Annotated in this window: 12 protein-coding genes and 1 pseudogene; 5 read left to right on the top strand and 8 right to left on the bottom strand. The window is 43.8% G+C overall.

Going from position 1 to position 13,282, the window contains the following annotated elements:
- Positions 1-4 precede the first annotated feature (4 nt).
- From H6F77_RS26370 to rsmA, 3 genes are all read right to left on the bottom strand, one after another.
- Positions 5-337, bottom strand: coding sequence for a DUF3082 domain-containing protein (locus H6F77_RS26370; protein WP_190491896.1), 333 nt, complete (start codon positions 335-337; stop codon positions 5-7).
- A gap of 5 nt (positions 338-342) precedes the next feature.
- Complete coding sequence (gene ispE / locus H6F77_RS26375) at positions 343-1,287, bottom strand: 4-(cytidine 5'-diphospho)-2-C-methyl-D-erythritol kinase (protein WP_190491897.1); 945 nt, start codon at positions 1,285-1,287, stop codon at positions 343-345.
- Positions 1,288-1,349: 62 nt separating this feature from the next.
- A complete protein-coding gene (rsmA, locus tag H6F77_RS26380; RefSeq protein WP_190491898.1) occupies positions 1,350-2,171 on the bottom strand; it encodes a 16S rRNA (adenine(1518)-N(6)/adenine(1519)-N(6))-dimethyltransferase RsmA in 822 nt (273 codons plus the stop codon).
- Between the two features lie 61 nt (positions 2,172-2,232).
- Between rsmA and H6F77_RS26385 the strand changes: the two genes are divergently transcribed.
- Positions 2,233-2,826, top strand: coding sequence for a Uma2 family endonuclease (locus H6F77_RS26385; protein WP_190491899.1), 594 nt, complete (start codon positions 2,233-2,235; stop codon positions 2,824-2,826).
- Positions 2,827-2,831: 5 nt separating this feature from the next.
- On the opposite strand, the gene H6F77_RS26390 is transcribed toward H6F77_RS26385, so the two are convergent.
- The gene (locus H6F77_RS26390; RefSeq protein WP_190491900.1) at positions 2,832-4,484 is read right to left on the bottom strand and encodes an NACHT domain-containing protein; all 1,653 of its coding nucleotides are present in this window, start codon (positions 4,482-4,484) and stop codon (positions 2,832-2,834) included.
- A 428-nt stretch (positions 4,485-4,912) separates the two neighbouring features.
- On the bottom strand, positions 4,913-6,208 hold the full coding sequence (gene purB, locus H6F77_RS26395; RefSeq protein ID WP_190491901.1) for an adenylosuccinate lyase: 1,296 nt from the start codon (positions 6,206-6,208) through the stop codon (positions 4,913-4,915).
- 221 nt (positions 6,209-6,429) lie between these two features.
- Between purB and H6F77_RS26400 the strand changes: the two genes are divergently transcribed.
- A complete protein-coding gene (locus H6F77_RS26400; RefSeq protein WP_190491902.1) occupies positions 6,430-7,713 on the top strand; it encodes an aminotransferase class I/II-fold pyridoxal phosphate-dependent enzyme in 1,284 nt (427 codons plus the stop codon).
- Between the two features lie 100 nt (positions 7,714-7,813).
- Here H6F77_RS26400 and H6F77_RS26405 read toward each other — a convergent pair whose 3' ends face one another.
- Positions 7,814-7,978: a hypothetical protein gene (locus H6F77_RS26405; protein ID WP_190491903.1), complete on the bottom strand. Its 165-nt coding sequence runs from the start codon at positions 7,976-7,978 to the stop codon at positions 7,814-7,816.
- A 28-nt stretch (positions 7,979-8,006) separates the two neighbouring features.
- Between H6F77_RS26405 and H6F77_RS26410 the strand changes: the two genes are divergently transcribed.
- Complete coding sequence (locus tag H6F77_RS26410) at positions 8,007-8,363, top strand: hypothetical protein (protein WP_190491904.1); 357 nt, start codon at positions 8,007-8,009, stop codon at positions 8,361-8,363.
- A 120-nt stretch (positions 8,364-8,483) separates the two neighbouring features.
- Here H6F77_RS26410 and H6F77_RS26415 read toward each other — a convergent pair whose 3' ends face one another.
- Positions 8,484-10,013, bottom strand: coding sequence for a YifB family Mg chelatase-like AAA ATPase (locus H6F77_RS26415; protein ID WP_190491905.1), 1,530 nt, complete (start codon positions 10,011-10,013; stop codon positions 8,484-8,486).
- 416 nt (positions 10,014-10,429) lie between these two features.
- Between H6F77_RS26415 and H6F77_RS26420 the strand changes: the two genes are divergently transcribed.
- Positions 10,430-10,780 carry a histidine triad nucleotide-binding protein gene (locus H6F77_RS26420; protein ID WP_190491906.1) on the top strand — a complete coding sequence of 117 codons (351 nt, stop codon included), beginning with the start codon at positions 10,430-10,432 and terminating at the stop codon, positions 10,778-10,780.
- Positions 10,781-10,838: 58 nt separating this feature from the next.
- Here the strand turns inward: H6F77_RS26420 and H6F77_RS26425 are convergent, their stop codons facing one another.
- Positions 10,839-12,473 carry a methyl-accepting chemotaxis protein gene (locus tag H6F77_RS26425; protein WP_190491907.1) on the bottom strand — a complete coding sequence of 545 codons (1,635 nt, stop codon included), beginning with the start codon at positions 12,471-12,473 and terminating at the stop codon, positions 10,839-10,841.
- A 697-nt stretch (positions 12,474-13,170) separates the two neighbouring features.
- Here H6F77_RS26425 and H6F77_RS26430 point away from each other — a divergent pair.
- A pseudogene (locus tag H6F77_RS26430) lies at positions 13,171-13,282 on the top strand (photosystem II q(b) protein); the annotation flags it as partial.

A 13,282-nucleotide genomic window follows, 5' to 3' on the forward strand; every position in this document is an offset into this window, starting at 1 on the left:
GCTTTTACTGTTGCGCTGGTGGAGGTGTGGGGTTCTTCAGTTGTTCAATTAACACTTGGATAGCCAAAGCTACCAGTCCGATAGCTACTAAGCCAAATATTCCCGCTCCCAAAGCACTCATCCCCACAACCAGAGTACGAACGGCTGCGGCAATATTCTGGACGGTAACATTAGTTGAATGGATGGGTTTGGCAGCAAAAGTTTGACCAATAGAGGCTGTGAGAAAATAAAGAGCCGCTGCCATTCCGCCAGCAATTATCGCACCAGACAAACACCGCAAGGGAGTTGGTTTTTGGTTATTGATATCGGGGGTTGGTGTGGGAGTTTCGTTAGTCATAAATTTCAATTTGCAACGCGAATGCCGTTGGCGATTAGCTTGGTTGCCCAGAGGTCTAAATTTGGGTCGGGAATTAACTTCCTCACGGCCTGTTTAACTTCTTGTGCTTGCGATTCCGATGCTGCGAGGGCAAACACTGTTGGCCCCGATCCAGACATCATCGTTCCCAAGACGCCGCTGCTTTGGAATGCCTCGCGCAGTCGCAGTACTTGAGGATGTTCGGGCAATACAACTTTCTCTAAGTCATTGTGCAGCAATTGGCCAATTTTCGCGCCATCCTTTTGAGCGATCGCGCTGACTAATGGCCCAGAATGCACCCGCGAAGAGCGAGATTGCAGGCTTTCTGTATCGCTAAGGTAGGTACTGCCAAATTGCTGGCGATAGGTAGAGTAAGCCCAAACTGTAGAAACTGCCAGGTTACGATATTTTGCCAGCACTACATGGAGATTTGTCAAAGCAGGTATGGTGGAAAGTTTTTCACCGCGTCCGGTAGCGATCGCGGTTCCCCCAGCTATACAAAACGGCACATCAGAACCGAGTTGGGTTGCTAGTTCTTCCAATTCTGACTGAGTTAGCCCCAGTTGCCACATTAAATCTATACCTACCAAGACAGCGGCTGCATTTGCCGACCCCCCAGCCAATCCAGCAGCTACGGGTATTCGCTTAGCGATCGCAATTTCAACTCCGCCATATTGTGCTAAAGATTTGGGGAATTCCGACGCCATTAATTCAGCGGCGCGATAAGCCAGATTGCTTTTGTCTGCTGGGACTTGGGGATTATCGCAGTGTACGCGGATGGTATCGGTACTAAGCGATCGCAAATCAATTCGATCTGCTAAGTCGATGCTTTGCAGCACCATTGCCAACTCGTGATAACCGTCAGGACGCGATCCGAGTATTTCTAAATACAGGTTAATTTTGGCTGGGACAATTAGAGAATATGAACGCATATCTTTAGTTATGTAGATTGCTTTTTGTTCATTGTTCGTTGCTATGAACCACAAACCACGAACTACTGAGAAACTTGTAACGTGTTACTCAAGGCGACCCACTGAGGCACGCTTAAATCTTCAGCGCGGGCTTGGGGATTTATCTCTAATTGTTCCAGCAATTGAGTCAGGCGATCGCGCTCTATTATTCCTTTCAAATTATTCCGCAACATTTTGCGCTTCTCGGCGAACCCTATTTTTACCAAACTCTCTAAGTGTCTGGGATCGCGTGCTGGTGTTTCTATCATTCGCGGACGCAACCGAACAACGGCTGAATCTACCTTGGGCGGCGGGTAAAACGCTCCTGCTGGTACGTGATAGATAAACTCGCATATGGCTAAATACTGCACGCGCACTGATAACGCTCCAAAAGCCCTCGATCCTGGTTTAGCATACAACCGATCTGCTACTTCTTTCTGCACCAGCAGGACAATTAAATCAAAAGCTTCCGCTGCTGGTTGGGAAATTGTACCTAACAGATGTTCTAAAATTGGGCCAGTGATATTGTAAGGGATATTGGCAACAACTTTGTTAGGTTTTTGGAAAGTTGGGAAAGCAGCAATTTGAGCAGCCCAATCTAGGCTGAGTATATCGCCTTGCAAAAGTAAGAATTTTTCAACATTACCCAATTTTTTAGCTAGCTTTTCGCACAAATCGCTGTCAATTTCTACAGCAACAACTGATTCAGCAGCGGGCAATAGCTGGCGAGTTAGTATGCCAGTACCGGGGCCAATTTCCAGTACGCGATCGCTCTTGGATAAATTAGCTGCTTTTATTATTTGATTGAGCGCCTTATCACTGCGAAGCCAGTGTTGACCAAATTGTTTTCTAGGTTGGGGACTCATTGAAAAAATTGGCCTAAAAGTGTAAAAATAGAGTTAACTTATTTATCAATTTTTATTTTACATGAATTCAGCCACCCTCCAAGCAAGAAGTAACCTAAACATTGAAGAATTTTTCTCCTTAGTAGAGGCAGAGGGTGATGTTACCTACGAGTTAATAAAAGGTCAGGCAGTACGGAAGATGTCGCCAAAATTTTTTCACTACAGGCTGACCAAGGCTCTACTCAACCTGCTTGAATTGTGGTGTCAGCAGCGGGGAGAAGTAGCTATAGAATGGGCGATTAGATTAACTCAGCAGGATCGAGACTGGGTTCCCGTGCCGGATTTGCTATACATATCTTACGAGCGATTTCCAGCCGACTGGATGCAGGATGACGCTTGTCCTGTTGCGCCTGAATTGGTTATAGAAATTATTTCGCCTGGTCAAACTTTTGGACAGCTAGTTTCTAAAGCGCGAGATTACTTGGACGCTGGTGTGTTACGAGTTTGGATTGTTGATAGCAAAGCCAGAAGTATTACTGTTTTTTATCCCGATTCGGCACCGCAGACATATAGAGGAGGCACGCCGCTTACAGATTCTATCTTAGAGGGATTAGAAATAACAGTTGAACAGGTATTTCAGCTAGCACGAATACCGGATGAGGGAAGCCTATTTTAGTATAATTACATTGAGGCGAAATGCTCTTTGAATAAATCGTGCATAAACCTATAGCGCCTACCCACTCGTTGCAGAAAGTACCGTTGTGCGGCGTAGTTGAGAAAACGGCTATAGTTCCAGGGAATATAACCATTTCGCCAAAGAATTAGGCGCAACATGAAATGTTGAATTCCAGGTAAGCCATAGATGTTTACATAGACGATTGCTAACAACCCTATAATCGGCGCAATTATCCAACTTATGCCAGGAGCTACAACAGCAATTGTACCAAAAATCAGTATTGCGATCGCTACAACAATTAGGCCATATATTGCTGCTTCTTTCACACCGCCGCTGGCAACAAGTTTCTTTTCTAAATTTGGTTGGAATGGTACTATTTTTTCTAATATTTCATCGGTAAGTCCCAATATAAAACTGCCCATTGCTCCACTGATTATTCCACCAATTAACCCTAAAATTAGCGTAACTATCAGCTTAATAAATAAGCCGCCAACTAGCTTAGAAGTCAACCCCAACATGAGACTAGCAATAAGTCCGTAAATTACCCCAAAAATCAGCCTAACTCCCAAACGATATTGCGCCTTATGAGTAGAATTTTCCAACCAAGCAGGCTGCATATTATAAATCAAAAATTCATCTATTGCCTGCGATCGCATATTTTTAGCAAGCCTTACTATCCCTTGGCGCGATCTCTCTAGGCGCGGTTCTTTCCCTTTACTATACCAGTGCGGTTTAACATCCCGTATTAGCATCCGACGAACATAGGCATTTAACAAATACTGGCGACGTTCTTCCAGAGAAGTGAGACGTTTCCAAGAATGAATTAAAATTTCCTCATATGCTAACGTCATTATATTTAATAATAGCGGCGTCTTTGCCAACACCAATAAATCGGGATCGGTTTTGATGTTCTCCCAAAGTTCGCGACTTCTAGCATTTAGAAGGTAATTGCGGATTTGACTTTCATCAAGCGATCGCAAATAAATTGCACCGTGCATTTGCAACCTGGTAGTACCGCTTTTATAAACTTCCACGCGATTGCACGCAACAAGCTGATTGAGTCTATCTAGCAGATAGTTAATCCGCTGAAGACATATTTCTTGTCGAGATAATTCCAGTTCATCTAGTCCATCCAAAAGAGGTAATATTTGCTGTTGATTAAGTAGATTTATGCTAATATCAACGGGCACGCCATATTTAGCGCCGAGGTAGTCTACCAGGCATGATGCAATACTTTGGTTATTGCTTTCCCACAAGGAAAGATTAAACAAAACTGGGATAGGCTGATCCGCGTTATTTTCAGCCCTAGCGATTAAATCGGCAGCAAGTTCTAGTAGAGTTGTAGTTTTACCAGATCCCTGTGCGCCCAAGATTAATAACTTACCTGCTGCCCGATCGAAAACATCTATAATTTTTGTTTCCGGAGTTATTTTGGTAGTGGAACCGCTGCCGATTTTAACCTCAACATCCCAAAGGCGTTGCACCTGTTCGGGTTGTCTATCGTTGGACAAATCGATAAATACTGCCTTATGCAATGATTGTTCTAGACGTTCGGCAACTTCCCGTTTAATTGCAGCTAGCAACTTATATCGAGTTTGCGTACTCCGTTTTGCCCCCGCGCCAGACATCGCCTCTCTAGTTATCGCCTCTGCGTTCATTCCATCTCCTCTACTTGCGGCATCAGCAGCGCAGCAATGTCCCTCTACTTCAATTTTTCCACCAAACTGTAGCGCAAAGACTTAGTTTAGCAGCAGCGAGGTGAAGTGCGGCGATCGCAGCAAGTAGCGAAGAGATAATAGGGTTAGCATTCTCCATGCGATTTTAGCTATTGAGGATTTACTTATTAAGTCCCTCTAACCCTAATTATCAATAAGACTTTCACAGCGAATTTAGTTGCCTAAGTCCTACTATTGTTGAATAACTTGCCTTACTTGTTCAACCTCTATCTTTAGTGCCTCAGCCGCTGCTTGTATAGAGCATCTAGCTGGTAAAAAAAAAATGGGCATTGCCCATCTTAATTAATGCTCTTAACCACCTCTCTCCCCCATTGCGGGGAAGAATTTTTATTGCAAAGAGGGATGATATTTTAAATCCCCAACCGCTGATAAATCGCGTCTAAATGCTTTAAATGATGTTTAGGATCGAAACAAGCCTCAATTTCTTCCTTCGACATCTGCTGAGTCACGCGGGGATCTTTGGCAATCAAAGCGTGAAAGTCTCCTTCCGGTTTATTCCAAGCCTGATGAGCGCAAGACTGCACAACCTCATAAGCTTCCTCGCGCCGCATCCCTTTTTCCACCAAAGCTAGCATCACCCGTTGGCTGAAGACTACGCCGCCGTAAACGTTCATATTCCGCTGCATATTTTCGGGATAAACCAACAGGTGTTTCACCAAATCGGTGGTTTCCACTAACATGAAGTGGGTTAATGTGCAGGAATCGGGGAAAATCATCCTTTCAACGGAACTGTGGGATATATCCCGTTCGTGCCAAAGCGCGACATTTTCTAAGGCTGCAACGGCATTACCCCGAAGGATTCGCGCCATCCCGGTGAGTCGTTCTGAACGAATGGGGTTGCGCTTGTGCGGCATTGCAGACGAGCCTTTTTGTCCTTTGGAGAAGAATTCTTCTACTTCTAGAACGTCTGTGCGTTGCAGGTTGCGAATTTCGACGGCAAAGCGTTCAATGGAAGCACCCAGTAGCGCCAAAGTTTGCACGTAATCGGCGTGGCGATCGCGCGATATAACCTGGGTTGACGCCGTATCCGGTTCTAACCCCAATTTTTGACAAGCGATTTCTTCTATTCTGGGATCGACGTTGGCATAAGTTCCGACTGCGCCAGATATTTTGCCAACAGCGATTTCGTTGCGTAAACGAACGAGGCGATCGCGGTTTCGCAAAACTTCCGCCAACCACCCTGCTAGCTTAAACCCAAACGTAATAGGTTCGGCGTGAATACCGTGCGATCGCCCAATCATTACCGTAGTGCGATGTTGCTGCGCTTGGTAACGTATGGCTTGAGTTAAAGCCTCAATCTGTCCCAACAACACATCTACACTGGCTACCAGTTGCAGCGCCAAAGCCGTATCCAAGACATCGGAACTGGTTAATCCAAGGTGAATGTAACGTCCTGCATCACCCACGTACTCGTTGACGTTGGTGAGAAATGCGATCATATCGTGGCGGACTTCAGCCTCAATTTCCAGAACCCGCTTAGGGTCAAAATTAGCCTTAGCCTTAATTTCCTCAACCGCCTCAGATGGGATATAACCCAATTCCGCTTGAGCTTCACAAACTGCTATTTCAACCTGGAGCCAAGTTTTCAGCTTATATGTTTCCGTCCACAGGTTGCCCATCTCAGGCAAAGTATACCGCTCAATCACAGTCCGCCACAAAATACGACTGTCATATTGTACCGCCTATGTCTAAGCCATAATAGTGCGATCGCTACAAACTATAGCAATCTGATTTGATGATATGGAATTTAACAACCGCACCGTGCAGAAAAAGACAATAAAGAAAATTTCATAATTGATTTATTATTTCTGAATCAGGTTAATGATAAATTGTCTACTAAGTTTTGAGCGTGGGGTTAACACACTTGTTGCCAACTCATTCAGGCTTAAAGCCGCTTTTACGAAAGCTAAAAGTTTATCCAAGGCTGCGCCTGCATATTAGCTTTGCAGATCTCGCCGCTAGCCTATGCTCGTTTATTTACTTCTCAGATGACTCGCAACACATCAGAGAAATCCAATCTTTTTGGCAGACTAATAAAGAAGTTCTCGTAACGCTCTCCGTAAGAACATCCCTCGATTTGCTGTTGCAGTCTTTAAACCTCCCCCCAGGTTCTGAAGTATTAATGAGCGCAGTCAATATTAGAGACATGGTTGAAATTGTCCAACGCCACAAACTGGTTCCAGTATCCGTTGACATTTCTTTGGATACACTTGCACCAAAGCTGGATTTACTAGAAAATCTTATTACAGAAAAAACTAAAGTTTTTATTGTTGCACATTTATTTGGCTCGATTATCAATCTAGATCCCTATAGCGAATTGTGTAAAAAGCACAACCTTCTCTTGTTTGAAGACTGCGCTCAAGCTTTTGCAGGCGATAAATATTATGGTCATGATGGCGCTGATATAAGTTTATTTAGCTTTGGCCCCATTAAGTCGTGTACTGCACTTGGAGGAGCAGTTGCCATTATTCAAGATAAAACATTGGCGTCTAAAATAAAAAGTATTGAATATGATTATCCCCAAAGAAGCGAGTTTTGGTTCTTGCAACGTTTGTTGAAATATTACTGCTTGAAGCTGCTTTCAATTCCTGTCTTGTATTGTAATGTCTTAGCTGTTTTTAAAGCCCTTGTAAAAGATGTCGATTCAGCTATTAACTCAATGACACGCGGTTTTTCTAAAGGTGATATTCTTGATAAAATAAGATACCGTCCTCCTAAACGGATGCTGGCTCTTTTAAATCGCAGATTAAGCAACTATCACAACGACTGGGTTGAAAAGCGCCAGTCAAACGCACGTAAATTTATTTCTCTACTTTTGCCAGAAATAGTTTGTCTTGGAAGCAGCGCTGAATACAATTCTTTCTGGCTTGTTGCAATACTGGTTTCCGAGCCTGAATTTATGATGAAAAAACTTAGAGAAAACGGTTTTGATGCAACTAGGGGAAGTACCAGCCTAACCTTTATAGATGCTTCGCACTTCGAGAAAAACTCCCCAAATTTGCTTACTCTTAACTCAGAACGGCTTATAAAATATGTTTTGTATCTTCCTGTATCAGAATCGTTGCCAGGAAATGAAATAACATATCTGGCCGGGTTGGTAAATAAATATTATTGTGAGTGTTCTGATGCTAATGATACTAAAAAACTATAGTCGAGATAAGCTCAGCGATAGAACAGATTGATTGAATAGCGATCGCGCTTGTCGCCTCTATGACCAAGTTAATTTTAGCAAAGTGTTACAATAGGTGTAATTACCGGATGCTAAACTCTACAAGCATCAAATCCACCAGATCCCAACCCGCCGAAAATCCCAGACTACGACCTGTGTAACCGCTAGAAGCTTGCCAATCGCTTCTTTTAATCTTCCCGGCTAAACCGCGATCGCAGCTCAAATATGGCGATTCTATGCGATACACTGGCAAATATTCCAATAAGAGTTATTAGATGCTAGATTTCAATACACTATCCGACTTTTCGCGCACGCACTGCATCTCCATCTGTGCGTTTCTGGTTCCAGCGAACTTGTTTTTCACCATTCAAGCAATGATTTTCACAGCACTTTATCGCCCTAAAATTCAATTGTGGCAAGCTGCTGGAATTGGTAATGTCTGCGCTTTAATAATGGTAATTCACGTTTTAACGTGGTTCCAGGTTGGCGTAGTAATGGCTCCTACCTACATTCTGCTGTTACTAGCAAGCACATGTCTCTTCATCAATAACTGGGCGATCGCACATCCGCAAAGTATGAGTCAACTGCTAAGAGGCTTATATTTTCGGTTTAATCCCGTCCTCCAGAAATGAGCGCGATCGCCAAGCATATGCCTATGAGCCGTTCGCAAGCTCACCCCTACTAGGCACTGGACAAAAGCTTTGAAGCCCAAAGTTTTTCTTTCTTTTGGCTTTTGCCTTTTTACTTGCTTATCATTGCATTCTGTCAATTGTACGATACTGAATTGCTTCAGCAACGTGATTGGGCTTGAGGTCTTCATCGCCAGCTAAATCGGCAATTGTGCGCGCAACTTTTAGGATGCGATCGCTTGCTCTTGCCGATAACCCTAATTTCCTAATGGCTGCTTCTAATAAATTGCGAGAAGCATCATCTAAGTTGCACCATTGCTGCAAATGGCTGCTTTGCATTTCGGCATTGCAACGCAGATTTGTTTGAGTTTTGAAACGATTGCGCGATCGCTCTCTTGCTAACTGTACTCTCTCTCTAACTGGTGCAGAATTTTCCCCCAATGGTTGTCTGGTAATCTCTTCTGGCTTCAAGCGATTAACAGCAACTTGCAAATCAATTCTATCCATCAAAGGGCCAGAAAGCTTCGCCCAATATTGTTCCCTTTGCCTGGGAGAACAACTACAAGCTTGAATGGTATCGCCATAATATCCGCAAGGGCAAGGATTGGTACTCGCCACAAGAGTAAACTGTGCTGGAAACATTACAGATTGCCTCGTGCGAGAAATTGTCACATAACCATCTTCTAAAGGTTGTCGTAAAAACTCTAAAACATCTCGCTTAAATTCTGTGAGTTCATCCATGAAAAGCACTCCCCTGTGGGCTAGAGAAATTTCTCCCGGACGGGGAAAAGTGCCGCCGCCGACGAGGGCGGGACCAGAAGCAGAGTGGTGGGGACTGCGATAGGGGCGATCGCTTACTAATGTTCCTCTATTCTTAAGTAAGCCAGCAACAGAGTGAATTTGAGTAACTTCTAGCGCTTCTTCAAAACTTAATGGCGGCAAGATCCCCGGCAATCTTCGCGCCAGCATAGTCTTACCGCTACCGGGCGGCCCCACAAAAATGAGATTATGTCCCCCAGCAGCAGCTATTTCCAAAGCGCGACGGGCGTGGGATTGTCCCTTCACATCTTTTAAATCTGGCCCATTAAGCTGCGATCGCTCTATTTCTTGCAAACCATCCATCTGCATTGGCGTATAGCGTTCTGGCTGATTGAGGAAATCAGCGACTTGCGATAGATCTTTAAAGCCATAAACTTCTAACCCTTGCACTACGGCTGCTTCCCGTGCATTATCTGCTGGGACAACCAACCCAGAAATACCCAGCTTTTGCGCGGCTGCTGCAATGGGCAATACTCCAGCAACAGGACGCAAACTCCCGTCGAGGGAAACTTCGCCCAAAAATAAATAATCTCCCAACATCTGGGCGCTAACTTGCTCAGACGCCGCCATGATCCCTACACTAATGGGCAAATCAAAACTTGGCCCTTCTTTTCGCAAATCGGCTGGCGTGAGATTAATCACAATTTTACGCATGGGGAAGGCGTAACCAGCATTCTTCAGCGTCGCCTTCACCCGTTCGCGAGATTCTTGCACTGCCGCATCAGGCAGACCTAATAATACAACTCCCGGCATTCCACCAGAGACATCGACTTCCACGCCTACTTTAACAGCGTCGATACCGACAATAGATGCACTCCAAACTCTAGCAAGCACTTTAATTTTCCTAATATTGCTCAAAGCTATAGTGCCCGCGATCGCTCTCAAACTAACACTCTGGAATTCTCCGTGTCATATAACCCTCACTTCGATCGCAGCGGGGATCGTCTATAAGTAAAAATTTATCCACAAGTTTGTTTAGAAAGATGCAATGCGATCGCACGAGGAAGCATTCCCGCCATTACCGTGAAATTAGCACCAGCTAATCAAGGATGTGAGAGATTGTATCTTAAGGAATTCAGGGCTTACGCACCTTACCCCTGAAATTTAGATCCCCCCTAATTCCCCTGCATTCCCACGCAGACCCAGGGAACGAGGGGGGAAGCTCAAAAGACCCCAATTTATCCCCGTTGGGCGATCTCTTCTGCGTAAGTCCTAGAATTCTTAGAATTTCCGCTACTAGGATCAACAATATGAGTCAAACCACAGAAACCATTTTCAGCAAAATTATCCGCCGGGAAATCCCCGCCGACATTGTTTATGAAGACGACTTGGCACTCGCCTTCAAAGATATTCAACCACAAGCCCCCGTCCATATCCTCGTGATTCCCAAACAGCCAATTGCCCAACTTGCCGATGCTGAGTCACAAGACCACGCCCTTATGGGTCACTTGTTACTAACTGTTAAGCGGGTTGCAGAACAAGCTGGATTAAGTAACGGCTACCGCGTGGTGATTAACAATGGTGACGACGGCGGACAAACAGTGCCCCACTTACATTTACACATTCTGGGCGGACGCCACATGAAATGGCCACCGGGTTGATCGTACTTTAGATTTTGGATTTGAGATTTTAATAGAATCTCAAATCCAAAATCTAATATTAGTAGACTAAGGGTTTAAGACTTTCGGCGGCTTCGTTGAGGTTTTGAATACTAACTTTTGTTTGAGTAATGCCGCTGGCTGTCTGTGAGGCTCCTTGATTTAGGTTGTTCATTGCGTCAACCACCTGCTGAACCGCGATCGCTTGCTGTTTGGCTGTTAGTGAAATTTGTTGATTGCTAAAAACAACATCATTGATAGCCGCCAGCGAAGTTTGTTGATTGTTTAAAACCACATCGTTAATTGACTGAGCCACACCCGTAGAAGCCGATAAAACGACATCGTTGATAGCCTGAGTCACGTTTGTAAAAGCGTCGGCTGTCTCCTGAGAAAGTTTTATCCCTTCCTCTGCCGTTTTTCTTCCTTCATCCGTCACCATCACTGTTAAATTGATCGCCGACTGGATAGCAGCAACAAGTAGATTAATCTTCTCCGCTGAACTTTTACTTTGATCTGCCAGTTTGCGGATTTCACTTGCCACCACGCCAAACCCCTTACCATGTTCTCCAGCACGCACTGCTTCTACTGCTGCGTTCAAAGCAAGCATATTTGTCTGGTTGGCTAAATTACTGACTATGTTGGTGATGTTGCTAATTTGATTTGTCTGTTCGCTTAAGCGGATAATCTGCTCAGAAATCGCCCCTACTTTCTGTTTCAACATAGACATACCTTCGAGGGTCCTACCCACTCCCTTTGTTCCCCCTTCGGCTAGGTTTAATACCTGACGTGCGCCTGTTGCTGATGATTCCGCTAGGTTTAACACTTGAAGCGCACTTGCTGCCGATGATTCTGCCAGGTTTAATACCTGACGTGCGCTATCTGCGGCTGATTCGGCTTGTTCTGCGGACTGTCGGGAAGATGCAGCTAACTCATGCATTGTGCTGGTAGTTTGATGCACCGATGCCGCTTGGTGTGTGGCGCTACGTTCCTGCTGTTCTACAGCCGCCGCAATCTCAGTCGAAGAACTGGCGATCGCATTTACTGTCTGATTAATAGCTTTATTCGTTCTAGCAATAGTTGACCAAATAATATAAGCGGCAACAGTCGCAAGAAATAAAGATAATACTGTAGTCAACACAGCCATTAGTATCAAAAACTGTATGGATTCGTTTGCGTTTTTACTAAAACTTGACAATTTTAGTAACTGCTTTTCATTAAATTCTTCATTCAGTTTATCGAACAAGCCAATAACTATTTTGGAATCTCTAAGATAGCTAGTTACTGCTGCTTGTTGTTTGCCTTCATTTACTAAAGCAAATGTTGCCCTAGACAACTTATCAAACTGTTCTCCTGTCTGAAGCATTTTTGTAAAAATTTGTCTTTGCTCTGGGTCTAAAATTACTCTATCTGCTGCTTCAACAGCTTTTTGATAGCGCTGCCTTTGCTTTTCATATTCTTTTAGAGATTCTTTATCTTTTATTAAAAGATAGCCCCGGACTTGTCTAGCCATTAATGAACTTCTTAAAACCATATCATCGGTTTCTATAATTGCTTTTTGCGCTCTGTTTACCTGTTTGAATGTATCAAATACTTTATTTCCACTTGAATATACTATGCCGCTAAATCCAATTATTAATATTACTGGTACAGAAAAACCCAGAAAGATTCTGCCTCGTAATTTTAAGTTTTCAAGCATGAACTTTACCTTAACTACTTTTAGTACAATTTTACGTTAATTAGAATAAATCTTCCACCAAATACTTACGGATTTGATTTGTGTTATTGGTTATACTAGCTCGCCAAAAGCTTTGCAATTTAATATAGTAATAATATTAAATATTCCAACGATATAAGCAACAAAGCTTTACTAAAAATGAGTGCAAGCATCATAATGTTAAAGATTAAATAGTTTAGTCCAGCAGCTTCCTTAAAGCCCGTTAGCGCGAGCGCAATACGAACACAATAATTAAAAGGTTTTAGACTGCTAAGTGAGGAAATTGTTGATAAGGCGGCGATCGCGCATCCAGCTTAAAGGAAACCATACCCCCTCCCCCGCACGGACGGCGTTAACCTACTAGGGGGAGCGTGGCGAGAAGATATTATTCAATGACATCAACCCCCAACAGCCCGTTCTCCACCTTTCCAATAGTGAATCCCCAAGGTGCTAGTCCATATATGCAGGACTTAATACAAGTAGCGATCGCCCCGAATCTCTCAATATAGGTGAGATAACCTATGCCTATTATCGATATATGAGCTTTTTGTCAAGCTTATTAACTACATAATTTTTTTTGTGAAAACCCTTTACAAACCGAAACAAATGATTTAAGTTATAAATGTGGGCAAAACAAACCGCCCTCGAACCTAGAAAATTAAATCGCAATCATCCAAAAATGACCACAACCATTCAACAGCGCCAAAGCGCTAACGCTTGGGAACGGTTCTGCAACTGGGTAACATCAACCGACAACCGCCTATACATCGGCTGGTTCGGCGTACTGATGA

Source organism: Microcoleus sp. FACHB-831, assembly GCF_014695585.1.
GTDB lineage: Bacteria > Cyanobacteriota > Cyanobacteriia > Cyanobacteriales > FACHB-T130 > FACHB-831.